At 68.1% G+C, this 23,634-nt stretch carries 19 protein-coding genes and 1 riboswitch; all 19 genes read left to right on the forward strand.

Going from position 1 to position 23,634, the window contains the following annotated elements; translation table 11 throughout:
• Positions 1-10 precede the first annotated feature (10 nt).
• The 19 genes from hslU (at position 11) to thiC (ending at position 23,470) form a co-directional block, all read left to right on the forward strand.
• Positions 11-1,336 carry an ATP-dependent protease ATPase subunit HslU gene (gene hslU / locus AC1RCS_RS03880; RefSeq protein ID WP_218340442.1) on the forward strand — a complete coding sequence of 442 codons (1,326 nt, stop codon included), beginning with the start codon at positions 11-13 and terminating at the stop codon, positions 1,334-1,336.
• Positions 1,337-1,591: 255 nt separating this feature from the next.
• A complete protein-coding gene (mraZ, locus tag AC1RCS_RS03885; protein WP_218293289.1) occupies positions 1,592-2,020 on the forward strand; it encodes a division/cell wall cluster transcriptional repressor MraZ in 429 nt (142 codons plus the stop codon).
• A gap of 8 nt (positions 2,021-2,028) precedes the next feature.
• Complete coding sequence (gene rsmH / locus AC1RCS_RS03890; protein WP_492244353.1) at positions 2,029-2,955, forward strand: 16S rRNA (cytosine(1402)-N(4))-methyltransferase RsmH; 927 nt, start codon at positions 2,029-2,031, stop codon at positions 2,953-2,955.
• 132 nt (positions 2,956-3,087) lie between these two features.
• Positions 3,088-3,423 (forward strand): cell division protein FtsL, encoded by a 336-nt coding sequence (ftsL, locus tag AC1RCS_RS03895; RefSeq protein WP_492244354.1) that lies wholly within the window; start codon positions 3,088-3,090, stop codon positions 3,421-3,423.
• Positions 3,420-5,165, forward strand: a complete 1,746-nt coding sequence (locus tag AC1RCS_RS03900; protein ID WP_218293292.1) for a peptidoglycan D,D-transpeptidase FtsI family protein — start codon at positions 3,420-3,422, stop codon at positions 5,163-5,165. Before ftsL ends, AC1RCS_RS03900 begins: the two co-directional genes overlap by 4 nt.
• Positions 5,162-6,670, forward strand: coding sequence for a UDP-N-acetylmuramoyl-L-alanyl-D-glutamate--2,6-diaminopimelate ligase (locus tag AC1RCS_RS03905; protein WP_492244355.1), 1,509 nt, complete (start codon positions 5,162-5,164; stop codon positions 6,668-6,670). Before AC1RCS_RS03900 ends, AC1RCS_RS03905 begins: the two co-directional genes overlap by 4 nt.
• Positions 6,667-8,148, forward strand: a complete 1,482-nt coding sequence (locus AC1RCS_RS03910) for a UDP-N-acetylmuramoyl-tripeptide--D-alanyl-D-alanine ligase (protein WP_492244356.1) — start codon at positions 6,667-6,669, stop codon at positions 8,146-8,148. Before AC1RCS_RS03905 ends, AC1RCS_RS03910 begins: the two co-directional genes overlap by 4 nt.
• Positions 8,149-8,214: 66 nt before the next feature.
• Positions 8,215-9,393, forward strand: a complete 1,179-nt coding sequence (mraY, locus tag AC1RCS_RS03915) for a phospho-N-acetylmuramoyl-pentapeptide-transferase (protein WP_218293295.1) — start codon at positions 8,215-8,217, stop codon at positions 9,391-9,393.
• Entirely contained in the window at positions 9,390-11,387 is a 1,998-nt protein-coding gene (murD, locus tag AC1RCS_RS03920; RefSeq protein WP_492244357.1) for a UDP-N-acetylmuramoyl-L-alanine--D-glutamate ligase, read from the forward strand. Before mraY ends, murD begins: the two co-directional genes overlap by 4 nt.
• Positions 11,384-12,655, forward strand: a complete 1,272-nt coding sequence (ftsW, locus tag AC1RCS_RS03925; protein WP_218340437.1) for a putative lipid II flippase FtsW — start codon at positions 11,384-11,386, stop codon at positions 12,653-12,655. The genes murD and ftsW overlap by 4 nt, the downstream gene beginning before the upstream one ends.
• The gene (gene murG / locus AC1RCS_RS03930) at positions 12,652-13,719 is read left to right on the forward strand and encodes an undecaprenyldiphospho-muramoylpentapeptide beta-N-acetylglucosaminyltransferase (RefSeq protein ID WP_218293298.1); all 1,068 of its coding nucleotides are present in this window, start codon (positions 12,652-12,654) and stop codon (positions 13,717-13,719) included. The genes ftsW and murG overlap by 4 nt, the downstream gene beginning before the upstream one ends.
• A complete protein-coding gene (murC, locus tag AC1RCS_RS03935; protein ID WP_218340435.1) occupies positions 13,716-15,149 on the forward strand; it encodes a UDP-N-acetylmuramate--L-alanine ligase in 1,434 nt (477 codons plus the stop codon). The genes murG and murC overlap by 4 nt, the downstream gene beginning before the upstream one ends.
• The gene (locus AC1RCS_RS03940; RefSeq protein WP_218293300.1) at positions 15,146-16,132 is read left to right on the forward strand and encodes a D-alanine--D-alanine ligase; all 987 of its coding nucleotides are present in this window, start codon (positions 15,146-15,148) and stop codon (positions 16,130-16,132) included. The genes murC and AC1RCS_RS03940 overlap by 4 nt, the downstream gene beginning before the upstream one ends.
• Positions 16,129-16,935, forward strand: coding sequence for a cell division protein FtsQ/DivIB (locus AC1RCS_RS03945; protein ID WP_218293301.1), 807 nt, complete (start codon positions 16,129-16,131; stop codon positions 16,933-16,935). Before AC1RCS_RS03940 ends, AC1RCS_RS03945 begins: the two co-directional genes overlap by 4 nt.
• Positions 16,936-17,045: 110 nt before the next feature.
• Positions 17,046-18,275, forward strand: coding sequence for a cell division protein FtsA (ftsA, locus tag AC1RCS_RS03950; protein ID WP_008903721.1), 1,230 nt, complete (start codon positions 17,046-17,048; stop codon positions 18,273-18,275).
• Between the two features lie 175 nt (positions 18,276-18,450).
• Positions 18,451-19,692 carry a cell division protein FtsZ gene (ftsZ, locus tag AC1RCS_RS03955; RefSeq protein ID WP_492244358.1) on the forward strand — a complete coding sequence of 414 codons (1,242 nt, stop codon included), beginning with the start codon at positions 18,451-18,453 and terminating at the stop codon, positions 19,690-19,692.
• Positions 19,693-20,097: 405 nt separating this feature from the next.
• On the forward strand, positions 20,098-21,021 hold the full coding sequence (gene lpxC / locus AC1RCS_RS03960) for a UDP-3-O-acyl-N-acetylglucosamine deacetylase (RefSeq protein WP_218340434.1): 924 nt from the start codon (positions 20,098-20,100) through the stop codon (positions 21,019-21,021).
• Between the two features lie 82 nt (positions 21,022-21,103).
• Positions 21,104-21,280, forward strand: coding sequence for a hypothetical protein (locus AC1RCS_RS03965; protein ID WP_218293304.1), 177 nt, complete (start codon positions 21,104-21,106; stop codon positions 21,278-21,280).
• A 44-nt stretch (positions 21,281-21,324) separates the two neighbouring features.
• A riboswitch (TPP riboswitch) is annotated at positions 21,325-21,448 on the forward strand.
• Positions 21,449-21,589: 141 nt separating this feature from the next.
• Positions 21,590-23,470 (forward strand): phosphomethylpyrimidine synthase ThiC, encoded by a 1,881-nt coding sequence (gene thiC, locus AC1RCS_RS03970; RefSeq protein WP_492244506.1) that lies wholly within the window; start codon positions 21,590-21,592, stop codon positions 23,468-23,470.
• The last annotated feature ends 164 nt before the right edge of the window (positions 23,471-23,634 follow it).

Here is a 23,634-nt window from a genome sequence, read left to right on the forward strand (position 1 = left end):
GAAGACCTGTATGTCGTCCATGACCCCCCAGGAAATCGTCTCCGAACTCGACCACCACATCGTGGGCCAGGCCAGCGCCAAGCGCGCGGTCGCCATCGCGCTGCGCAACCGCTGGCGCCGCCAGCAGGTCGAGGGCAGCCTGCGCCAGGAGATCACGCCCAAGAACATCCTCATGATCGGTCCCACCGGCGTGGGCAAGACCGAGATCGCGCGCCGCCTGGCCCGGCTGGCCGACGCGCCCTTCATCAAGGTCGAGGCCACCAAGTTCACCGAGGTGGGCTACGTGGGCAAGGATGTGGATTCCATCATCCGCGATCTCGCCGAAATGGCGGTGAAGCAGACCCGCGAGTCCGAGATGAAGAAGGTGCGCACCCGCGCCGAAGATGCGGCCGAGGAGCGCATCCTCGACGTGCTGATCCCGCCGGCCCGGGCCGCGGCAGGCAGCGAGCCCGCGGCGGACAACACGGCGCGGCAGGTGTTTCGCAAGAAGCTGCGCGAAGGCGCCCTGGACGACAAGGAGATCGAGATCGACGTGGCCGAGGGCCGCCCCCAGCTGGAGATCATGGGGCCCCAGGGCATGGAGGAAATGACCGAGCAGCTGCGCGGCATGTTCAGTCAGATGGGGCAGGACAAGCGCAAGACGCGCAAGCTCAGGATCGCCGAGGCCCTGAAGCTGCTCACCGACGAAGAGGCTGGCAAACTCGTCAACGAGGACGAGATCAAGGCCCGGGCCGTCGCCAATGCCGAGCAGAACGGCATCGTCTTCATCGACGAGATCGACAAGGTGGCCGCCCGCCAGGAGACCAGCGGCGCCGACGTGTCGCGCCAGGGCGTGCAGCGCGACCTGCTGCCGCTGGTGGAGGGCACGACCGTGTCCACCAAGTACGGGATGATCAAGACGGACCACATCCTGTTCATCGCCTCCGGTGCCTTTCACCTGTCCAGGCCCAGCGACCTCATTCCCGAGCTGCAGGGGCGTTTCCCGATCCGGGTCGAGCTGGAATCCCTGTCGGTGAAGGACTTCGAGGCCATCCTCACGCAGACCCATGCCTCCCTGGTCAAGCAGTACCAGGCCCTGCTGGCGACCGAGGGCGTCACGCTCGAGTTCGCGCCCGAGGGGATCACGCGCCTGGCGCACATCGCGTTCGAGGTGAACGAACGCACCGAAAACATCGGCGCGCGCCGCCTGTCCACCGTCATGGAGCGCCTGCTGGACGAGGTGAGTTTTGATGCCACGCGCCTGTCGGGCCAGACGGTCACCGTGGACGCCGCCTACGTGGACGCCCGCCTGCAGACGCTGAGCCAGGACGAGGATCTGTCGCGCTACATCCTGTGACCACTCGGTCAAGCCTTGAGAGGTCACTTTCATAGGCCTCTCTAAGTGCTTCTTTTTCAACGACTTTTGGCTTTCCTGTGCCTACAAAGTCGCGCCTAAGTCGTTGATTTCATTGCAAAAGTTTGTTGGACACCCCCTTGTTCGGTGTGCTTTTCCTGCTACAGTGCAAAAAAGTGCAATTAAGTGGTGAAAAGTGCCCTCCAGGTCCATTGCACGGACCGGCGAGGCGCAAAAACCGAGTTGGGAAATCCGTCCGTGTTTCAAGGTGCTTCGTCGCTGAGTCTCGATGCGAAGGGTCGGCTGTCCGTGCCGACCCGGCATCGTGACGTCCTCGCGGCCACGGCATCCGGCCAGCTCACCATCACCAAGCACCCGCACGGCTGCCTCATGGTCTTCCCCCGCCCGGAGTGGGAGAAGTTCCGCGAGCGCATCGCCCAGCTGCCCATGTCCGCCCAGTGGTGGAAACGCATCTTCCTGGGCAATGCCATGGATGTGGAGATGGACGCCACGGGCCGCGTGCTGGTTTCGCCCGAGCTGCGCGAGGCGGCCGGTATCTCCAAAGACACCATGCTGCTGGGCATGGGCAACCATTTCGAACTCTGGGACAAGGCCACCTACGACGAGCAGGAGGCCAAGGCCATGCAGGGCGAGATGCCGGATGTGTTCAAGGACTTCTCCTTCTAAGGCGCGCGGTGACATCCTCCTTGCAACACACCACCGTCCTGCTCGAAGAAGCCGTGGATGCCCTGCTGGGCGGCGCCGGCGCCACGCCCGCGGGCACCTGGGTGGACGCGACCTTCGGGCGCGGGGGGCATTCGCGCCTCATCCTGCTTCGCCTGGGGCCGCAGGGGCGCCTTGTCGCCTTTGACAAGGACCCCGAAGCCATTGCCGAAGCAACGCGCATCACCGATGCGCGTTTTTCCATTCGGCACGAGGGTTTTCGCTATCTGGCCGACCTTCCGCCCGCCAGTGCGGCGGGCGTGCTGATGGACCTGGGCGTGAGCTCGCCCCAGATCGACAGCCCCGAGCGGGGCTTCAGTTTCCGTTTTGACGGCCCGCTGGACATGCGCATGGACACCACGCGCGGCGAAAGCGTGGCCGATTGGTTGGCCACGGCCGAAGTCGGTCAGATTGCGGAGGTGATACGTGACTACGGTGAAGAACGGTTTGCTGGCCCCATTGCAAAGGCGATTGTTGCTCGGCGCGAAGAACGGGGTCCTCTTGCAACCACCGCCGAACTGGCCGACCTCGTGGCTGGCGCGGTCAAAACCCGCGAAGCGGGCCAGAACCCTGCAACGCGCACATTTCAAGCTCTTCGGATTTTCATCAACGCCGAGCTTGAAGAGCTGCAACAGGCGCTAGAGGCCAGCCTCTCGGTGCTGCAGCCGGGCGGGCGGCTGGTAGTCATCAGCTTTCATTCGCTCGAAGACCGCATCGTCAAGCAGTTCATCGCCAAACACTCCAAGGAGGTCTACGACCGCCGCGCGCCCTTTGCCGCGCCCCAGGCCATGAAGCTCGTGGCCCTGGACCGCATCAAGCCCGGTGCCGCCGAAGTGGCGGCCAACCCCCGTTCGCGCAGCGCCATCATGCGCGTGGCCGAGCGCACCGAGGTGCAGTGATGAAGCGCCCCCTGAGCCGCTTCGCGCCTTCTCCCTCCAGGGGGACGACGCCCTCGCTGCGCAACGGCCCTGGCCCGGTGTCCCTGGGTGGGGCCGTGGCGGTTTCATGCTGCGGCATGGCAGGCAACTGACATGACAAGGCTCAACGTCGTCTTGCTGGTGGCCGTGCTGGCCAGCGCGATCTATCTCGTGCACACCCAGTACGAGTCGCGCCGCCTGTTCACCGAGCTCGACCGCGCCACCGCCGAGGCGCGCCGCCTGGAAACCGAACACCAGCGCCTGCAGGTGGAAAAGCGTGCGCAGGCCACGCCGCTGCGCGTGGAGAAGATCGCGCGCGCGCAGCTCAACATGCGCACGGCCACGCCGGCCATCACGCAGTATGTGTCCGACCCCCAAGGAGTGGCCGCCGCCACGGCCTCCGCGGCCGCCAGTGCGGCGCCGTCCCGGACCGAAGGAGCGCAGCCATGAGCCGCAGCGTGCTCTACACCTCCAGCCCGCTGCTGGCGAGCAAGACGCCCGTCTGGCGCAGCAAGTTCATCGTGGCGGCGATCGCGCTGGGTTTCATGGGGCTGGCGGGGCGCGCTGCCTACGTGCAGGTGTTTGGCAACGCCTTCTTCCAGCGCCAGGGCGAAGTGCGCTTCGCGCGCACGCTGGAGCTGCCGGCCAACCGCGGCAAGATCGTGGACCGCAATGGGCTGATCCTGGCATCCAGCGTGCCGGCGGCCAGCATCTGGGCGATTCCGGAAGACGTGGAGCAGGACAGGCCCGAGGTCCGCGCCAAGCTCAAGCAACTGGCCAAGCTGCTCGACATGCCATTGGCCGAGCTGCAGCGCAAGCTGGCCGATGAAGACAAGACCTTCGTCTGGATCAAGCGCCAGCTCGACTGGGATGTGGGTCGGGAGATCGCGGCACTGGACATCAAGGGCATCTACCAGCGCAAGGAGTACAAGCGCCAGTACCCCGAAGGGGAAGCCGCGGCCCACGTGGTGGGTTTCACCAACGTGGAAGACCACGGGCAGGAAGGCATGGAGCTGGCCTTCGACAAGGAGCTGGCGGGCAAGGCGGGCTCGCGCCGCGTGATCAAGGACCGCCTGGGCCGGGTGGTCGAGGGCGTGGGCGAGACCGTGCCTCCGGTCGATGGCAAGGACATGCAGCTGTCCATCGACAGCAAGGTGCAGTTCTTTGCCTACCAGAAGCTGCGGGACCAGGTCGCGCTGCACAAGGCCAAGGCGGGCAGCGTGGTGGTGCTCGATGCCCACACGGGCGAGCTGCTGGCGCTGGCCAACTACCCGAGCTACGTTCCCGACAAGCGCCAGAACCTCACGGGCGAGCAGCTGCGCAACCGCGCGCTCACCGACGTTTTCGAGCCCGGCTCGACCATGAAGCCGTTCACCATCGGCCTGGCGCTGGAATCGGGGCGCGTGCGGCCCGACACCATCGTGGACACCAATCCGGGCCGGATCAACATCACGGGCTCCACCATCTCCGACACCAGCAACCACGGCGTGCTCACGGTGGAAGGGGTGATCCAGAAGTCGAGCAACGTGGGCACCACCAAGATCGCCATGCAGATGCCCGCGCGCGAGATGTGGGAGACCTTCTCGGCCGCGGGCTTCGGCCAGAAGCCGCAGCTGCATTTTCCTGGCGTGGTGACAGGGCGCCTGCGCCCCTACAAGACCTGGCGCCCGGTGGAGCAGGCCACCATGTCCTACGGCTACGGCCTGTCGGCCAGCCTGTTCCAGATGGCGCGCTCGTACACGGTGTTCGCCAATGGCGGCCGCGTGATTCCGGCCACCATGTTCAAGACCTCCGAGCCCGCCCTGGGCGTGCCCGTGTTCTCCGAACGCACCGCCGACCAGGTGCGCAAGATGCTGCAGATGGCCGCGGGCCCCGGCGGCACCGGCCAGAAGGCGCAGACCCTGGGCTACTCGGTGGGCGGCAAGTCCGGCACCGCGCGCAAGCAGGTGGGCAAGAACTACGCCTCGGGCAAGTACCGGGCATGGTTCACCGGCATGGCGCCCATCGACAAGCCGCGCATCATCGTGGCCGTGATGATCGACGAGCCCAGCAACGGCGTGTTCTACGGCGGTGCCGTGGCCGCGCCCGTGTTCAGCGAAGTCGTGCAGCAGACGCTGCGCATGATGGGCGTGCAGCCGGACATGGCGGTCAAGCCGCAGATCGTGGCCAAAGAGGTGGAGGAATCGCTATGACAACGGCCTTGCCTTTGCTCGCCTCGGTGCACGACGCCGTCGCCTGGCTGCGCGAGCGGGTCACCGGCACGCTGCAGACCGACAGCCGGCAGGTGCGCCCCGGCGACGGTTTCATCGCCTGGCCCGGCGCCGCGACCGACGGCCGCGCCCACATCGCGGACGCGCTGTCGCGCGGCGCCGTGGCCTGCCTGGTGGAGCATGAGGGCGTGGAGGCATTTGCGCTCGAAGGCTTGCCGGTGGCGGCGCTCCATGGCCTGAAGGCGGCCACCGGCCTCATCGCGGCCGACTGGTTCGGGCAGCCCACGCAGCGCCTGGATGTGTTGGCCGTGACGGGTACCAATGGCAAGACCAGCACGAGCTGGTGGCTGGCCGAGGCACTTAATGTGCTATCAAAAAATGAGCTTATTCCGCAAGGTGGATGTGCGCTGGTAGGCACTTTGGGTATGGGCACACCGCCCGCACTCACCAGCACGGGCATGACCACACCCGACCCGGTGCGGCTGCAGCGCGCGTTCCAGCAGTTCACCGATGCCGGCCGCACGGCCTGCGCCATCGAGGCCTCGTCCATCGGGCTGGCCGAGCATCGCATGGCGGGCACGCGCATCCGCGTCGCGCTGTTCACCAACTTCACGCAGGACCACCTGGACTACCACCCCGGCATGGCCGCCTACTGGCAGGCCAAGAGCATGCTGTTCGACTGGCCCGGCCTGCAGGCCGCGGTGGTCAACATCGACGACCCGCGCGGTGCCGAGCTGCATGCCTCGCTGGCGGACCGGCTGCTGGACCTGTGGAGTGTTTCCATCACCGGCCCCGCGCGGCTCGCGGCGCGCGACATCGCCATGGGCGAGGGCGGCCTCTCCTTCACGGTGGCCGAGGGCGTGCACACGCATGTGCTGCAGACGCGCGTGATCGGGCAGTACAACGTCTCCAACCTGCTGGGCGTGCTGGCCGGGCTGCGCGCCTTGGGCGTGCCGCTGGAGCACGCGCTCTACGCCTGCGCCCAGCTCTCGCCCGTGCCCGGCCGCATGGAGCGGATCCACCACCCCGGGCAACCGCTGGTGGCCGTGGACTACGCCCACACGCCCGACGCGCTGGACAAGGCCCTGCAGGCGCTGCGCCCGGTGGCCCGGGAGCGCGGCGGCAAGCTCTGGTGCGTGTTCGGCTGCGGCGGCGACCGCGATGCGGGCAAGCGCCCCCTGATGGGCGCCGTGGCGCAGCAGCAGGCCGACCTCGTGGTCGTGACCAGCGACAACCCGCGCAGCGAAAACCCCGCGGCCATCCTGCACCAGATCCTGCAAGGCACCATCGCCAGCAACGTGGTGCGTGCCGAGCCCGACCGTGCCGCCGCCATCGCCCTGGCCCTGGCCGAGGCCGCGCCCGCCGATGTGGTGCTGATCGCCGGCAAGGGCCATGAAGACACCCAGGAGACGGCGGGCGTGCGCGTGCCGTTCTCCGACATGGCCCATGCGCAGAGCGCGCTGCAGGCCCGCGGAGCACGCCCATGAGCGCCACCCCGGCCGTGATGATGACCCTGCAGCAGGCGCTGGCCCTGGTGCAGCCGCGCATTCCCGCCGCGCGCCTGGTGGGCGATGGGGCCACGCCGCTGGCCCGCGTGCACACCGATACGCGCAGCTTGCAGGCGGGCGACCTTTTCGTGGCGCTCAAGGGCGAACGCTTTGACGCCAACGCTTTCCTGGCCGATGCCCGCGCCGGTGGCGCCGCCGCCGCCATCGCCCATGGCGGCCTGCAAGCCGCCGGCCTGCCCGGCATCGAGGTGCCGGACAGCCTGGCCGCGCTGGGCGCGCTGGCCGCGGGCTGGCGCGCGCAGTTTGGCCTTCCGTTGATCGGCGTGACGGGCAGCAACGGCAAGACCACGGTGACGCAGATGATCGCGTCCATCCTGCGCGCCTGGAAAGGCGAGGCCGCGTTTGCCACGCAGGGCAATTTCAACAACGACATCGGCGTGCCTTTGACACTGCTGCGCCTGCGTGCCGGCCATGCGGCGGCCGTGATCGAGATGGGCATGAACCACCCGGGCGAGATCGCCACGCTGGCCGCCATGGCGCGGCCCACGGTGGCACTGGTCAACAACGCGCAACGCGAGCACCTGGAGTTCATGCACACGGTGGAGGCGGTGGCGCGCGAGAACGGCTCCGTGTTGGCCAGCCTGCCCGCCGACGGCGTGGCGGTGTTTCCTTCGGGGGATGCCTACACCGCCCTCTGGCGCTCGATGGCGCCGGGGCGCCGCACCGTCACCTTTGGCGAAGGCGGCGATGTGGCCTGCGCACAGGCTGCGTGGGGCCAGGGTGCCTGGGCCGTCACGCTGGCCACGCCGCGGGGCGAGGTGGCCACCCACCTGCACATTGCCGGGCGCCACAACGTGGCCAACGCGCTGGCGGCCGCGGCCTGCACGCTGGCGGCGGGCGCACCGCTGGCCGCCATTGCGCAGGGGCTGAACGATTTCGTGCCGGTCAAGGGCCGCTCGCGCGCCTTCAGCGTGCGCATCGCGGGCCGCGAGGTCACCGTGGTGGACGACACCTACAACGCCAACCCCGACTCCATGCGCGCCGCCATCGACGTGCTGGCCGAACTGCCCGGCCCGCAGCTGCTGGTGCTGGGCGACATGGGCGAGGTGGGCGACCAGGGGCCGCAGTTCCATGCGGAGGCCGGTGCGCATGCGCGCGCGGCCCGCATCCCCTGCCTCTTTGCGCTGGGAGACCAATCGGTGCACGCCACCACGTCCTTTGGCGAGGGCAACGGCGGTGTGGCCCGGCATTTCAACGATAGGGGCGCGCTGCTGGATGCGGTGCGCCAGGCCCTGCCCACGGTGGGCAGCGTGCTGGTCAAGGGATCTCGATTCATGAAGATGGAACAGGTGGTGGAGGCGATCGCCTCTGCCGCGCAAGCGCAGGACAACCAGGAACAACAAGAGCGACAACCGCCGACGCAGGCACGGGAGGGACACCATGGCGCAACGCATTGAGAGCGTGCTGGAAGCAGCAGTCGGAGCCTGCGTCCGTGGGGCGCGGCCGCCCGTGGGAGGTGCCGCATGCTGCTGATGCTGTCGCAATGGCTGCAGGGCCTGTCGCCCGAGTTCGGCTTTTTCCGCGTGTTCCAGTACCTCACGTTCCGGGCGGTGATGGCGGCCATGACGGCGCTGCTCATCGGCCTCATCGCGGGGCCCAAGGTGATCCGCGTGCTCACCTCGCTCAAGATCGGCCAGCCCATCCGGGGCTATGCCATGCAGACGCACCTGTCCAAGAGCGGCACGCCCACCATGGGCGGCGTGCTCATCCTGCTGTCGATCGCGATCTCGACCCTGTTGTGGTTCGACCTGTCCAACCGCTTCGTGTGGATCGTGCTCATCGTCACGCTGGGCTTTGGCGCGATCGGCTGGGTGGACGACTGGCGCAAGGTGGTCAACAAGGACCCCGAGGGCATGCGCTCGCGCGAGAAGTATTTCTGGCAGTCGGTCATCGGCCTGATCGCCGCGCTGTACCTCGTGTTCAGCATCTCGGAAAGCTCCAACGCCAAGGTGTGGGAGCTGTTCGTGGGCTGGGTGCAATCGGGCTTCTCGCTCGATTTGCCGCCCAAGGCGGGGCTGCAGCTGCCGTTCTTCAAGGAAATCAGCTACCCGCTCGGAGTGCTGGGCTTCGTGATCCTGACCTATCTCGTGATCGTGGGCTCCAGCAATGCCGTGAACCTGACCGACGGGCTGGACGGCCTGGCCATCATGCCCGTGGTGATGGTGGGCTCGGCGCTGGGCGTGTTCGCCTACGTCACCGGCAGCTCGGTGTATTCCAAGTACCTGTTCTTCCCGCACATCCCGGGCTCGGGGGAGCTGCTGATCTTCTGCGCGGCCATGGCGGGCGCGGGCCTGGCCTTCCTGTGGTTCAACGCGCACCCCGCGCAGGTGTTCATGGGCGACGTGGGCGCGCTGGCGCTGGGCGCGGCGCTGGGCACCATCGCCATCATCGTGCGCCAGGAGATCGTGCTGGCCATCATGGGGGGCATCTTCGTGGTCGAGGCGCTGTCCGTGATGCTGCAGGTGACCTGGTTCAAGTTCACCAAGAAACGCTACGGCGAAGGCCGGCGCCTGCTCAAGATGGCGCCGCTGCACCACCATTTTGAAAAGAGCGGCTGGAAGGAGACCCAGGTGGTCGTGCGCTTCTGGATCATCACCATGCTGCTGTGCCTCATCGGCCTTTCCACATTGAAACTGCGATGAACCCGGACGATCCCCTCATCCCGGCGGCACCAGCCGATCCTCCCGTGGCGGCCACGGGCATGGATGCGCCTGCCGGAACGCCGGAGGTGGAGCTGCCACCAGAGCGGTCCACGGCGGATGTGGTGCCGGGCGATCCAGGCGTGACCGACGTGGCTGGGCCCGGCGCGCTGTCCGTCGCCGAACCCATGGACGCCACGGCCGGCGCGACGGAACCTGCGGCAAGCGCCGATGGCACGGCCGGGGCTCCCGGGCCCGCCACAGGCGCACGCGCAGCCAACGCGGCTGCCAATGCCTGGGACCCTGAAAAGCCGCCCGCGGTCTCCGCCGCCAAGGCCGCCGCCGATTTCGTGGCGCAGATTTTTGCCGAGGTGGCGGCCCCCGAGGCCGCGTCTGCGCTGCCGCAGGTGGCTGATGAAGAAGAAGCCACGCAGGACGCTCCAGCCGATGGGCCCGCCGAGCCCCTGGGCCGGCCCGGCGAAGGCCTGCGTCCGCTGCTGGGCCAGAAGATCCTCATCCTGGGCCTGGGCGCCTCGGGCCTGGCCATGGCGCGCTGGTGCGTGCGCTGTGGCGCCGAGGTCACCGTGGCCGACACGCGCGCCGCGCCGCCGCAGCTCGCGGTGCTGCAGCAGGAGCTGCCCCAGGTGCGTTTTGTGGCCGGTGGCTTCGACGCCAGCCTGGTCGAAGGCCAGGACCTGCATGCGGTCTACCGCTCACCGGGTTTGAGTCCTCAGACAATTGCTCCTGTTTTAGTAGCTGCCAGCGCTTGTGGAATAAGCGCTGGTGGTGAATTGAGCTTGTATTCCATGGCGCTGGGCGCGCTCAAGGCCTCGCACGGCTACGCCCCGGCGGTGCTGGCGATCACGGGCACCAACGGCAAGACCACGGTGACCTCGCTCACGGGGCAACTCGTGGAGCGCTCGGGCCAGAGCGTCGCCGTGGCCGGCAACATCGGCCCCACGCTGCTCGACACGCTCGCCAGCCACATCGACGCGGGCACGCTGCCCGAGGTGTGGGTGCTCGAACTCTCAAGCTTCCAGCTCGACGGCGTGACCGGATTCGAGCCCACGGCGGCCACCGTGCTCAACATCACGCAGGACCACCTGGACTGGCACGGCGACATGGTGGCCTATGCGGCGGCCAAGGCGCGCATCTTCGGCCAGACCGGGCTCATGATCCTGAACCGCGAGGACGCGGCCGTGATGCAGATGTTGCCGCCGCCGGTCAAGGTCAAGCTGCAAAAGCCCCAGGTGCGCGAGCACCTGACGTTTGGCGCCGACATGCCCCAGCGCCCCGGCGACTTCGGCATCGAGGTGGTGAGCGGCATGCCCTGGCTGGTGCGTGCCATGGATGCGGACGAAACCCGCAAGCGCGGCCGCAACGAGGCCGCAGAGGACCTGCACGTCCAGCGCCTGATGCCCGCTGACGCGCTGCGCATCCGGGGCCGCCACAACGCCGTGAACGCGCTGGCCGCACTGGCGCTGGCATCGGCGGCAGGCTGCACGCTGGCGCCCCTGCTGTACGGGCTGCGCGAGTACCGGGGCGAGCCGCACCGCGTGGAGCCCGTGGCCGTCATCCACGGCGTCGAGTACTTCGACGACAGCAAGGGCACGAACGTGGGCGCCACGGTGGCGGCCCTCACCGGCCTGGGCGCGGAGCGCCGCATCGTGGTCATCCTGGGCGGCGATGGCAAGGGCCAGGATTTTTCTCCGCTGGCCGCGCCCGTGGCGCGCCATGCGCGCGCGGTGGTGCTGATCGGGCGCGATGCGCCGCAGATCCGCGCCGCGCTGCAGGACAGCGGCGTGGCACTGGTCGACGCCGAGACCCTGCCGCAGGCCGTGGAACTGGCCTCGCAGCGCGCCCATGCGGGCGATGCGGTGCTGATGTCGCCCGCCTGCGCGAGCTTTGACATGTTCAGGGGCTACGAGCACCGCGCCCAGGTCTTCTGCGACACGGTGCATGCCCTGGCGGACGATGCGACAGGAGGCGCGGCATGAGTGCACCGGCCAGCAGCTTCCTGCAGCGCGTGGCGGGCTGGTTCGGCGGCCTGCCCGGCAAGGCCGTGGACGTGCTGCCGGTGCGCGTGGGCGGCACCGACTACCGGCCCCGCACCACCAGCACGCCGGCGAGCGTGCTCGGGTTCGACCAAGCGCTGCTGTGGGTGGTGGTGGCGCTGCTCGCCTGGGGGCTGGTGATGGTGTATTCGGCCTCCATCGCGATGCCGGACAACCCGCGTTTTGCCAACTACGCCTCCACCCATTTCCTCACCCGCCACGTGATGTACCTCGTGGTCGGGTTCGTCGCGGCGCTGCTGGCCTTCCAGGTGCCCATGGCGCTGTGGGAGCGCATGGCGCCCTGGCTCTTCGTCGTGGCGCTGCTGCTGCTGGTGGCCGTGCTGATTCCCGGCGTGGGCAAGGTGGTCAATGGCGCGCGGCGCTGGCTGTCGCTCGGGCCCATCGGCTTTCAGCCCTCCGAGGTGGCCAAGTTCGCCGTGCTCATCTACGCGGCGGACTACATGGTGCGCAAGATGGACGTGAAGGAGCGGTTCTTCCGCGCCGTGCTGCCCATGGGGGCGGCCGTGGCCATCGTGGGCGTGCTGCTGCTGGCCGAACCGGACATGGGGGCCTTCATGGTGGTGGCGGTGATCGCCATGGGCATCCTGTTCCTGGGCGGCGTGAACGCCCGCATGTTCTTCCTGATCGCGGGCGTGCTGGTGGCGGCCTTCGGCATCATGATCGCCAGCTCCCCCTGGCGGCGCGAGCGCGTGTTCGCCTACCTGGATCCGTTCAGCGAGGAGCACGCCCTGGGCAAGGGCTACCAGCTCTCGCACTCGCTGATCGCCATCGGGCGCGGCGAGATCTTTGGCGTGGGCCTGGGCGGCAGCGTGGAAAAGCTGCACTGGCTGCCCGAGGCCCACACCGACTTCCTGCTGGCCGTGATCGGCGAGGAGTTCGGCCTGGTGGGCGTGGTCACGCTCATCGTGCTGTTCCTGTGGATGACGCGCCGCATCATGCACATCGGCCGCCAGGCCATCGCCCTCGACCGCGTGTTCGCGGGCCTCGTGGCGCAGGGCGTGGCGATCTGGATCGGCTTCCAGGCCTTCATCAACATGGGCGTGAACCTGGGCGCGCTGCCCACCAAGGGGCTCACGCTGCCGCTGATGAGCTTCGGCGGGTCGGCCATCTTGATGAATCTGGTGGCATTGGCCGTGGTCTTGCGTGTGGACTATGAAAACAAATTGTTGATGAGGGGAGGGCGCGTATGACGCAAAAAACCGCCCTCATCATGGCCGGCGGCACCGGCGGCCACATTTTCCCCGGGCTGGCCGTCGCCGAGGAGCTGCGTGCACGCGGCTGGCGCGTGCACTGGCTGGGCGCACCGGGCAGCATGGAGTCGCGCATCGTGCCGCAGCACGGCTTCGCGCTGGAGCTCATCGACTTCTCGGGCGTGCGCGGCAAGGGCCTCGTCACGCTGGCTTTGCTGCCGGTGCGCCTGCTGCGCGCGTTCTGGCAGGCGCTGGCCGTGGTGCGGCGCGTGAAGCCGGATGTGGTGGTGGGCCTGGGCGGCTACATCACCTTTCCGGGCGGCATGATGGGCGTGCTGGCCGGCAAGCCCCTGGTGCTGCACGAACAGAACTCCGTGGCCGGCATGGCCAACAAGGTGCTGGCGGGCGTCGCGGACCGCGTGTTCACGGCCTTCCCCGATGTGTTCAAGAAGGGCCAGTGGGTGGGCAACCCGCTGCGCACCGCCTTCACCCGGCAACCCGGCCCGGCCGAACGTTTTGCGGGCCGCTCCGGCCCGCTGCGCCTGCTGGTGGTGGGGGGCAGCCTGGGCGCACGGGCCCTCAACGAGATCGTGCCGCAGGCCGTCGCGCTGATGCCCGCCGAACAACGCCCCACCGTGGTTCACCAAAGCGGCGCGACGCAGATCGACGCGCTGCGCGCCCACTATGCGGCCGCAGGGGTCGATGCGGAGCTGACGCCATTCATCGACGACACCGCCAGCGCGTTTGCGGAGGCCGACATCATCGTCTGCCGGGCGGGGGCGAGCACCGTGACCGAAATCGCGGCCGTGGGCGCGGCGGCCGTGTTCGTGCCGTTCCCTTCCGCCGTGGACGACCACCAGACCACCAACGCCCAGTTCCTGGTGAACGCCGGCGGCGGCTGGCTGGTGCAGCAACGCGACCTGACGCCCGAGGGGCTGTCCGGGATGCTATTGAATATGCAGCGTTCCACCCTGGTGGGTGTGGCGCTTAAAGCTAAAGACATGCAAAAAACCAACGCCACCCGCGAGGTGGTGACTGCCTGCGAGGAGCTTGCAACACCATGAAGCACGCCATTCGCCATATCCATTTCGTCGGCCTGGGCGGCGCCGGCATGAGCGGCATCGCCGAGGTGCTGTTCAACCTGGGCTACCGCATCTCGGGCTCCGACCTGGCCGACAGCGCCACGCTGCGCCGCCTGGAGGGCCTGGGCATCAAGACCTGCCTGGGCCACGCGGCGGCGCACATCGAAGGTGCCGATGCCGTGGTCACGTCCACGGCCGTCACGCCCGACAACCCCGAGGTGCTCGCAGCCCGGGAAAAGAAGATCCCGGTCGTACCCCGCGCGCTCATGCTGGCCGAGCTGATGCGCCTGAAGCAGGGCATCGCCATCGCGGGCACGCACGGCAAGACCACCACCACCAGCCTCGTGACCAGCGTGCTGGCCGAGGCGGGCCTGGACCCCACCTTCGTGATCGGCGGGCGGCTGAACAGCGCGGGGGCCAACGCCAAGCTGGGCAGCGGCGACTACATCGTGGTCGAGGCCGACGAGTCGGATGCCTCGTTCCTGAATCTTCTGCCCGTGATGGCCGTGGTGACCAACATCGACGCCGACCACATGGACACCTACGGGCACGACTTCGGCCGGCTCAAGGGCGCGTTCGTCGACTTCCTGCACCGCATGCCGTTCTACGGCACGGCCGTGCTGTGCGTGGACAGCCCGGCCGTGCGCGACATCCTGCAAAGCGTGACCTGCCCGATCACGAGCTACGGCTTTTCCGAAGATGCCCAGGTGCGTGCCATCAATGTGCGCGCCGAGGCGGGGCAGATGCGCTTCACCGTGCAGCGGCGCAACGGCGTCACGCTGCCGGACCTGGACATCGTGCTCAACCTCGCGGGCGAGCACAACGTGCTCAACGCGCTGTCGGCCATCGCCATCGCCGTGGAGCTGAACATCCCCGACGAGGCCGTGCAGCGCGCGCTCGCCGGCTTCAAGGGGGTGGGGCGGCGCTTCCAGAGCTACGGCAACCTTCCCGCCCGGGATGGCGGCCAGTTCACCGTGATCGACGACTACGGCCACCACCCGGTGGAGATGGCCGCCACGCTGGCAGCGGCGCGCGGCGCCTTCCCGGGCCGCCGCCTGGTGCTGGCCTTCCAGCCCCACCGCTACAGCCGCACGCGCGACTGTTTCGAGGATTTCGTGAAGGTCATCGGCCATGCCGACACCGTGCTGCTGACCGAGGTGTACGCCGCCGGCGAGGCGCCCGTGGTGGCGGCCGACGGCCGTTCACTGGCGCGCGCGCTGCGCGTGGCCGGCCGCGTGGAGCCGGTGTTCATCGACAACGTGGCCGACCTGCCGCAGGCCATCGCCGACAACGCGAAGGACGGCGACGTGGTGATGTGCATGGGCGCGGGCTCCATCGGCGCCGTGCCCGGCAAAGTGGTCGATTTGCTACAAAATAATGAGCTTAAGGCGCTGGAGGGGAGCGCGCTATGACCCTTTTTGATTCGAATTTTGATGTGAAGTCCCTGGGCAAGGTGGCCGTGCTGATGGGCGGCGACTCGGCCGAGCGCGAGGTGTCGCTGATGTCCGGCAGCGGCGTGCTGCAGGCCCTGCGCTCGCGCGGCGTGGACGCGCATGCGTTCGACCCCGCGCAGAACCCGCTGGGCGATCTCAAGCGCGACGGCTATGCCCGCTGCTTCATCGCGCTGCACGGCCGCCATGGCGAAGACGGCACGGTGCAGGGCGCGCTCGAACTGCTGGGCATCCCCTACACGGGCCCGGGCGTGATGGCCTCGGCCATCGCGATGGACAAGGTCATGACCAAGCGGGTGTGGCTGGCCGAGGGCCTGCCCACGCCGCGCTACGTGTGGCTGGCGCCCGACCGCCAGCAGCGCGAGGTGGTGCGCACCGTGCCCGACGAGCTGGGCCTGCCGCTCATCGTCAAGCCGCCGCGCGAGGGCTCGTCCATCGGCGTGACCAAGGTGCGCGGCTATTCGGACATGCAGGAGGCCGTGCAGCTCTCCGCGAAATACGACCCCGATGTGCTCTGCGAGGAATTCATCGACGGCGAGGAAGTCACCTGCGCTGTGCTGGGCCAGGGCGCCGGCGCGCGCGCGCTGCCCGTGATCCGCATCGTGGCGCCCGACGGTGCCTACGACTACCAGAACAAGTATTTCACCGACGACGTGAAATACCAGTGCCCGAGCGGCCTGCCCGAAGCGGAAGAGCGCGAGATCCAGCGCATCGTGCTGGACGCCTACCGCAGCCTGGGCTGCCGGGGCTGGAGCCGCGCCGACCTGATGCTGCGCGCCAGCGACCGCAAGCCCTTTCTGCTGGAGATGAACACCTCGCCGGGCATGACGGGCCATTCCCTCGTGCCCATGGCCGCGCGCGCTGCGGGCATCAGCTACGAGGAGCTGTGCCTGCGCATCCTGGCCGATGCCGTGCTCGACACGCAAGGAGCCGCCGCCAAATGAACTCCGCGCTGCCCGCACCGCTGGACGTCAAGCTCATGAACCTGACCGCGTCGGTCCTGTTCGTGGGCTGCGCCCTGCTCGTGCTGGCGGCGGGTGCCTGGTGGATGCTGCGCTATCCGGGCTTCGCGATCGCGCGCATCGTGGTGCAGGGGGAGCTGGTGCACAACAACGCCGTCACCCTGCGGGCCAATGTGGCGCCGCACCTCGCGGGCAACTTCTTCACGGTGGACCTGCGCGCCGCGCGCGCGGCGTTCGAGCAAGTGCCCTGGGTGCGCCGCGCCGAGGTGCGGCGGGTCTACCCCGGCAGCCTGCAGGTGGAGCTGCAGGAACACGAGGCCGTGGCGTACTGGGGACCGGAGAGCGGCTCGGCCATGGTCAACCGGCAGGGCGAGGTGTTCGAGGCCAACGTGGGCGATGTGGAGCAGGACGGCCTGCCCCGCCTGCTGGGCCCCGCGGGCAGCTCCCCCGAGGTGCTGCAGATGTTTGGGCTGCTGCAGCCGGTGTTCAAGCCCCTGGGGCTGGAGGTCGAGTCCCTGGAACTGACCGGCCGGGGCGGCTGGCGCGCCAGGCTCGACAGCGACGCGGTGGTGGAGCTGGGGGGCGGGGCACCGCAGGAGGTGGTGCAGCGCACGCAGCGCTTCACGCGCACCTTGACCCAGGTGGCGGCGCAGTACGGCCGGCGCGTGGAGTCCCTGGAATCCGCGGACCTGCGGCACGCCGGGGGGTATGCGCTGCGCATGCGCGGCGTGAGCACCGTGATCCCCGATGCCATGGGCGCCGCGGGTGGCGTGCGCAGGAGGTGACGGCATGCAACAGCAGCAGCAACAACAGCGGTGCGTGGCGTGGAGAGCGGGGCGGTTCGTGAATGAGGCCGGGGTGCGGCGGGACAGAACAGAGAAGGGCAGAGACTGATATGGCAAGAGAATACAAAGACGTCGTGGTGGGGCTGGACATCGGCACGGCCAAGGTCATGGCCGTGGTGGCCGAGGTTCTGCCCAATGGCGAGCTCAAGCTCGCAGGCCTGGGCGTGGCCCCGAGCAATGGCTTGAAGCGCGGCGTGGTGGTGAACATCGACGCCACCGTGCAGAGCATCCAGCAGGCGCTGAAGGAGGCCGAGCTGATGGCCGACTGCAAGATCCAGCGCGTGTACACCGGCATCACGGGCAGCCATATCCGGGGCCTCAATTCCAGCGGCATGGTGGCCGTGAAGGACAAGGAGGTCACCTCGGCCGACGTGGCGCGTGTGGTGGAAACGGCCAAGGCCATCAACATCAGCAGCGACCAGCGCCTGCTGCTGGTGGAGCCGCAGGAGTTCGTGATCGACGGGCAGGATGTGAAGGAGCCCATCGGCATGAGCGGCATCCGCCTGGAGGCCAAGATCCACATCGTGACCGGTGCGCAGAGCGCGGCCGAGAACATCATCAAGTGCGTGCGCCGCTGCGGCCTGGAGGTCGAGCAGCTCATGCTCAACCCCCTGGCCAGCAGCCAGGCGGTGCTGACGGATGACGAGCGCGAGCTGGGCGTGGTGGTGGTCGACATCGGCGCGGGCACGACCGACGTGGCCATCTTCACCGGCGGCGCGATCCGCCACACGGCGGTGATCCCGATCGCGGGCGACCTCATCACCAGCGACATCGCCATGGCGCTGCGCACGCCCACGAAGGACGCCGAGGACATCAAGGTCGAAAGCGGCTACGCCAAGCAGTTGCTGGCCGACCCCGAGGCGCAGGTGGAAGTGCCCGGCCTGGGCGACCGCAGCCCCCGCATGCTCAGCAAGCAGGCGCTGGCCGGCGTGATCGAGCCGCGCGTGGAAGAGATCTTCTCGCTCGTGCAGCAGGTGGTGCGCGAGTCGGGGTATGAAGAAGTGCTGTCGTCGGGCATCGTGCTCACCGGCGGCAGTTCGGTGATGCCCGGGATGATCGAGCTGGGCGAAGACATCTTCCTGAAGCCCGTGCGGCGCGGCATTCCGAAGTATTCCAGCGCCTTGTCTGACATGGTGGCACAGCCCCGGGCTGCTACCGTCATGGGCCTACTGGAAGAGGCGCGCCTGGCGCGGCTGCGCGGCTTCAAGGTGGCACAGAAAAGCGGTTCCATGAAGACGGCGTTTGGCCGTTTCAAGGACTTCATCGTGGGGAATTTCTGACCATGAAATTTCCTCTTTGGCTGGCGAGAGGCAGTCCGCACCGAATACCGCGTGGGCGATGGCGACGATGTACCGGACCGCCATCCCCGCTGCGCACGATGACATACCGAACAACCCATTGGCAGTTGCACACGAGATTGCAAACGAATTCAGTGAAAGAAACAGGAGCTCCAACATGACCATCGAAATGATCGAAGCCGAAGAATTCAACCAGGGCACCCAGATCAAGGTGATCGGCGTGGGCGGCGGCGGCAGCAACGCCGTCGAGCACATGATTGCCCGCAGCGTGCAGGGCGTGGAGTTTGTCTGCGCCAACACCGACGCGCAGGCATTGACCCGCAGCTCGGCCCACCGCCACATCCAGCTGGGCGGCAGCGGCCTGGGCGCCGGCAGCAAGCCCGACAAGGGCCGTGAAGCCGCCGAGGCCGCGGTGGACGACATCCGCCTGGCCATCGACGGCGCGCACATGCTGTTCATCACGGCCGGCATGGGCGGCGGCACGGGCACGGGCGCCGCACCCGTGATCGCCCGCGTGGCCAAGGAAATGGGCATCCTCACCGTGGGCGTGGTCACCAAGCCCTTCGACTGGGAAGGCGGCCGCCGCATGACCAACGCCGACAACGGCCTGGCCGAGCTCGAAGCCAACGTGGATTCGCTGATCGTGGTGCTCAACGAGAAGCTGCTGGAAGTGCTGGGCGATGACATCACCCAGGACGAAGCCTTCGCCCATGCCAACGACGTGCTCAAGAACGCCGTGGGCGGCATTGCCGAAATCATCAATGAATACGGCCACGTGAACGTCGACTTCGAAGACGTGCGCACCGTGATGGGCGAGCCCGGCAAGGCCATGATGGGCACGGCCACCGCCAGCGGCCCGGACCGCGCCCGCATCGCCGCCGAACAGGCCGTGGCCTGCCCGCTGCTGGAAGGCATCGACCTGTCGGGCGCCAAGGGCGTGCTGGTGCTGGTGACGGCCGCCAAGGGCAGCCTGAAGCTGTCCGAATCGCGCCTGGCCATGAGCACCATCAATGCCTACGCCTCGCCCGACGCGCACGTGATCTACGGCGCTGCCTATGACGACAGCCTGGGCGAGGAGATCCGCGTGACCGTGGTGGCCACCGGCCTGTCGCGCCCCAACGCGCGCCGCCAGCCGATTTCGGTGGTGCAGGGCGGCCTGCGCACCGGCACGGACAACGTGGCCTACCAGATGCCCATCGCGGGCACGGGGGCCCTGGGCTCGGCCATGGGCGTGCAGGGCGGCCATGCCAGCAGCGCGCAGGCCGACTACGGCAGCATGTCGGTGCCCAGCGTGTGGCGCACCAACCGCACCCAGGCCGCGGCGCGCGTGGACGCGCTGTCCTCGGGCGGCATGGACGACCTGGAGATTCCGGCCTTCCTGCGCAAGCAGGCGGATTGATTCGGTACTCCCCCTGAGCGGCTACGCCGCTTCACCCCCTCTCTCGCTGCGCGGGAGGGGGCGAGGTCTGCGGCTCCCAGCCCGCCTGCGCGGGCTGGGACAGACCGAGCGCCCCTTGACTCTGGCAAGGGGTTTCTCGACATGCGCGGCGGGGCGGCCCTTGCGCGGTGTCTCTGGCATTGGGCCGTGACGGTTTCCACCACCGCGCTTCCTATTTGGCTCGTATGCTCCTCAGCTGCGCAGTCACCGCCGTCTGGGTACGCGTGGCGCGCAATGCAGTCGCTGCGGGGCGCTACCTGCGTGTCTCTGACAGCTTGTACGCCGCCCCTGCGACTCTCCGTTTTCTATCAGGGTCATAGGCAGCAGTGGATGGTTTTTGCGGGGTCGCCCCACTAAAATCCCCGGATGCTCCAGCAACGCACCCTCAAGACGATCACCCGCGCCGTGGGCGTGGGCCTGCACAGTGGCCAGCGGGTCGAGCTGACCCTGCGGCCTGCGCAGCCGGACACCGGGATCGTGTTCCGCAGGGTGGACCTGCCGCAGCCGGTGGACATCCCCATCCGGGCGGAGGCCGTGACCGACACCCGCCTGGCGTCCACCATCGCCGTGGGCAATGCCAAGGTGCACACCGTGGAGCACCTCATGTCGGCCTGCGCGGGGCTGGGCATCGACAACCTCTATGTGGACATCACCGCCGAAGAGGTGCCCATCCTGGATGGCTCTTCGGCATCGTTCGTGTTCCTGCTGCAAAGCGCGGGCATCGAGCTGCAGAACGCCCCCAAGCGATTCATCCGCGTCACCCGCCCGGTGGAAGTGCGCGAAGGCGAGGGCGCCGCGGCCAAGTGGGCTCGGCTTGCGCCCTACCACGGCTACAAGCTCAGTTTCGAGATCGACTTCGACCACCCCGCCGTGGATTCCACGGGCCAGCGCGTGGAGTTCGACATGGGGCAAGGCAACTACAGCCGCGACATCGCCCGCGCGCGCACCTTCGGCTTCACGCGCGATGTGGAGATGATGCGCTCCAACGGCCTGGCGCTGGGCGGCGGCCTCGACAACGCCATCGTGATGGACGACTACAAGGTGCTCAACAGCGACGGGCTGCGCTACGACGACGAGTTCGTCAAGCACAAGATCCTGGACGCGATGGGCGACCTGTACCTGATCGGCAAGCCCCTGCTCGCGGCCTACAGCGCCTTCCGCTCGGGCCACGCCATGAACAACCTGCTGCTGCGCGAGCTGCTGGCCCAGCGCGATGCCTGGGAGGTCGTCACGTTCGAGGACGAGCGCCAGGCGCCCGGCGGGTTTGCCCAGCCGGCGCGCGCCTGGTGAGCATGAAGCACCATTCCCGGGCCGCAGCCCGGAGCCTCCTGCCAGTGCCGCGCCCGTTTTCACGGCGCCGGGAGTCCCTGACATGCTGATCTTTCGCTGGCTGGCCATGCTGCTGCTCCTGGCGGCGGCCGTGTCGTTTGCCTTCTATGCCGGCACGGGGCAGGCGCGCTACAAGCGCCTGGGGCTCGTCATCCTCAAGTGGACGGTGATCGCGGCCGTCTTCTTCTTTGCGGTGGTCCTCATCGGGCGCCTCGCCTGACCGAGAGGCTCCGCGGCGCGGTTTTTTCTCTCTGGCCTATACTCGCGCCTGCTCCGGGGTGTGCGTAAGCGCTGAGATGCGAGGTGGCTGAAGAAATTCGGCAGGCCTTGCGAACCCGACGAACTTGATCCGGTTCATACCGGCGGAAGAAGAGCCGACCTCCTTGTCTCCGTGCCCGCAGTCCCTGCTGGCACGCCATGCCTCAGGTGCAGCCGCACCCGAGGGGCGCACAGGTCCATTCCGGAGCAGCACCCACCGCCACCGGAACCAGGAGACCTGCCCATGAACGCCCCCGACCCCCACGCCAAGCTGGCCACCCCCGAGAAGTTCGCCGAGTTGCTCGCACGCACGCGCGAACCCTTTCCTGCCTCACGCAAGGCCTACCTCCCCGGCCACCTGCACACCGATCTGCGCGTGCCCGTGCGCGACATTGCGCTGACCAACGGCGAACTGGTCAGCGTGTACGACACCTCCGGCCCGTATACCGACCCCGAGGCTGCGATCGATGTGCGCAAGGGCCTGGCGGGAGTGCGCGGCGGCTGGATCACCGGCCGTGGCGACGTGGAGCACTACGAAGGCCGCGCGCCCGTGGCGCTGGACGATGGCCAGAAGAGCGAAGACGCCACCCGTCTGGCCCAGCTGCGCGCCGAGGCCGCAGCCCTGCAGCGCAAGCCCTTGCGCGCCAAGGCGGGTGCCAACGTCACGCAGATGCACTATGCGAAGAAGGGCATCGTCACGCCCGAGATGGAATACGTGGCCATCCGCGAGAACGGCAAGCGCGAGTGGATGGAGCGGTACATGGCCGACGCTGGCCGCGAGCAGCGGCTGATGGGCAACCCCATGGGCGCGAGCATCCCCAAGATCATCACCCCCGAATTCGTGCGCGACGAAGTGGCCCGGGGCCGCGCCATCATTCCCGCCAACATCAACCACCCCGAGGTGGAGCCCATGGCCATCGGGCGCAACTTCAAGGTCAAGATCAACGCCAACATCGGCAACTCGGCCGTCACGTCGAGCATCGAGGAAGAGGTGGAAAAACTCGTCTGGGCCATCCGCTGGGGTGCCGACAACGTGATGGATCTCTCGACCGGCAAGAACATCCACACCACGCGCGACTGGATCGTGCGCAACTCGCCCGTGCCCATCGGCACGGTGCCAATCTACCAGGCGCTCGAAAAGGTGGGCGGCGTGGCCGAGGACCTGACCTGGGCCATCTTCCGCGACACGCTCATCGAGCAGGCCGAGCAGGGCGTGGACTACTTCACGATCCATGCCGGCGTGCGCCTGGCCTATATCCACCTCACCGCGCAGCGGCGCACGGGCATCGTCTCGCGCGGCGGCTCCATCATGGCCAAGTGGTGCATGGCGCACCACCGCGAGAGCTTCCTGTACGAGCACTTCGAGGACATCTGCGACATCATGAAGGCGTACGACGTGTCGTTCAGCCTGGGCGACGGCCTGCGCCCCGGCTGCGCATCGGATGCCAACGACGAGGCGCAGTTCGCCGAGCTGCACACGCTGGGCGAGCTGACCCAGGTGGCCTGGAAGCACGACGTGCAGACCATGATCGAAGGCCCCGGCCACGTGCCCATGCACATGATCCAGGCCAACATGACCGAGCAGCTCAAGACCTGCCACGAGGCACCGTTCTACACCCTGGGCCCGCTGACCATCGACATCGCACCGGGCTACGACCACATCGCATCGGCCATCGGCGCGGCCATGATTGGCTGGATGGGCACCGCCATGCTGTGCTACGTGACGCCCAAGGAGCACCTGGGCCTGCCCGACCGCGACGACGTCAAGCAGGGGATCATCGCGTACAAGATCGCCGCGCACGCGGCCGACGTGGCCAAGGGCCACCCGGGGGCCCGCGCGCGCGACGACGCGCTCTCCCAGGCGCGCTTCGACTTCCGCTGGCAGGACCAGTTCAACCTGGGCCTGGACCCCGACACGGCCAAGGAATACCACGACGAAACGCTGCCCAAGGACAGCGCCAAGGTGGCGCACTTCTGCTCCATGTGCGGCCCCAAGTTCTGCTCCATGAAGATCACGCAGGAAGTGCGCGAATTTGCCGCCCAGAAGGGCGTGGCGGAGGCCGAGGCGCTGGCCCAGGGCATGCAGACCAAGGCGGCGGAATTCCAGCAGCGCGGCGGGCAATTCTACATTCCCGTGACACCGGTGGCATAAGCCCGCCTACTGACCCCGGGGATTCCCTGCAAAGGGCCCCGGGGCGGTGCTTACCCTGTGCGGCGGGGGCGGCAGCCCGGCATATAGTCCGGCCACACTCGGTTCAGAAGACCGGGGGGAGGGCGTGGCACCAAATTTGCTATGCTGGATTGTCTGTTAAAAAT

The organism is Acidovorax sp. GW823-FHT01C06 (assembly GCF_058798375.1).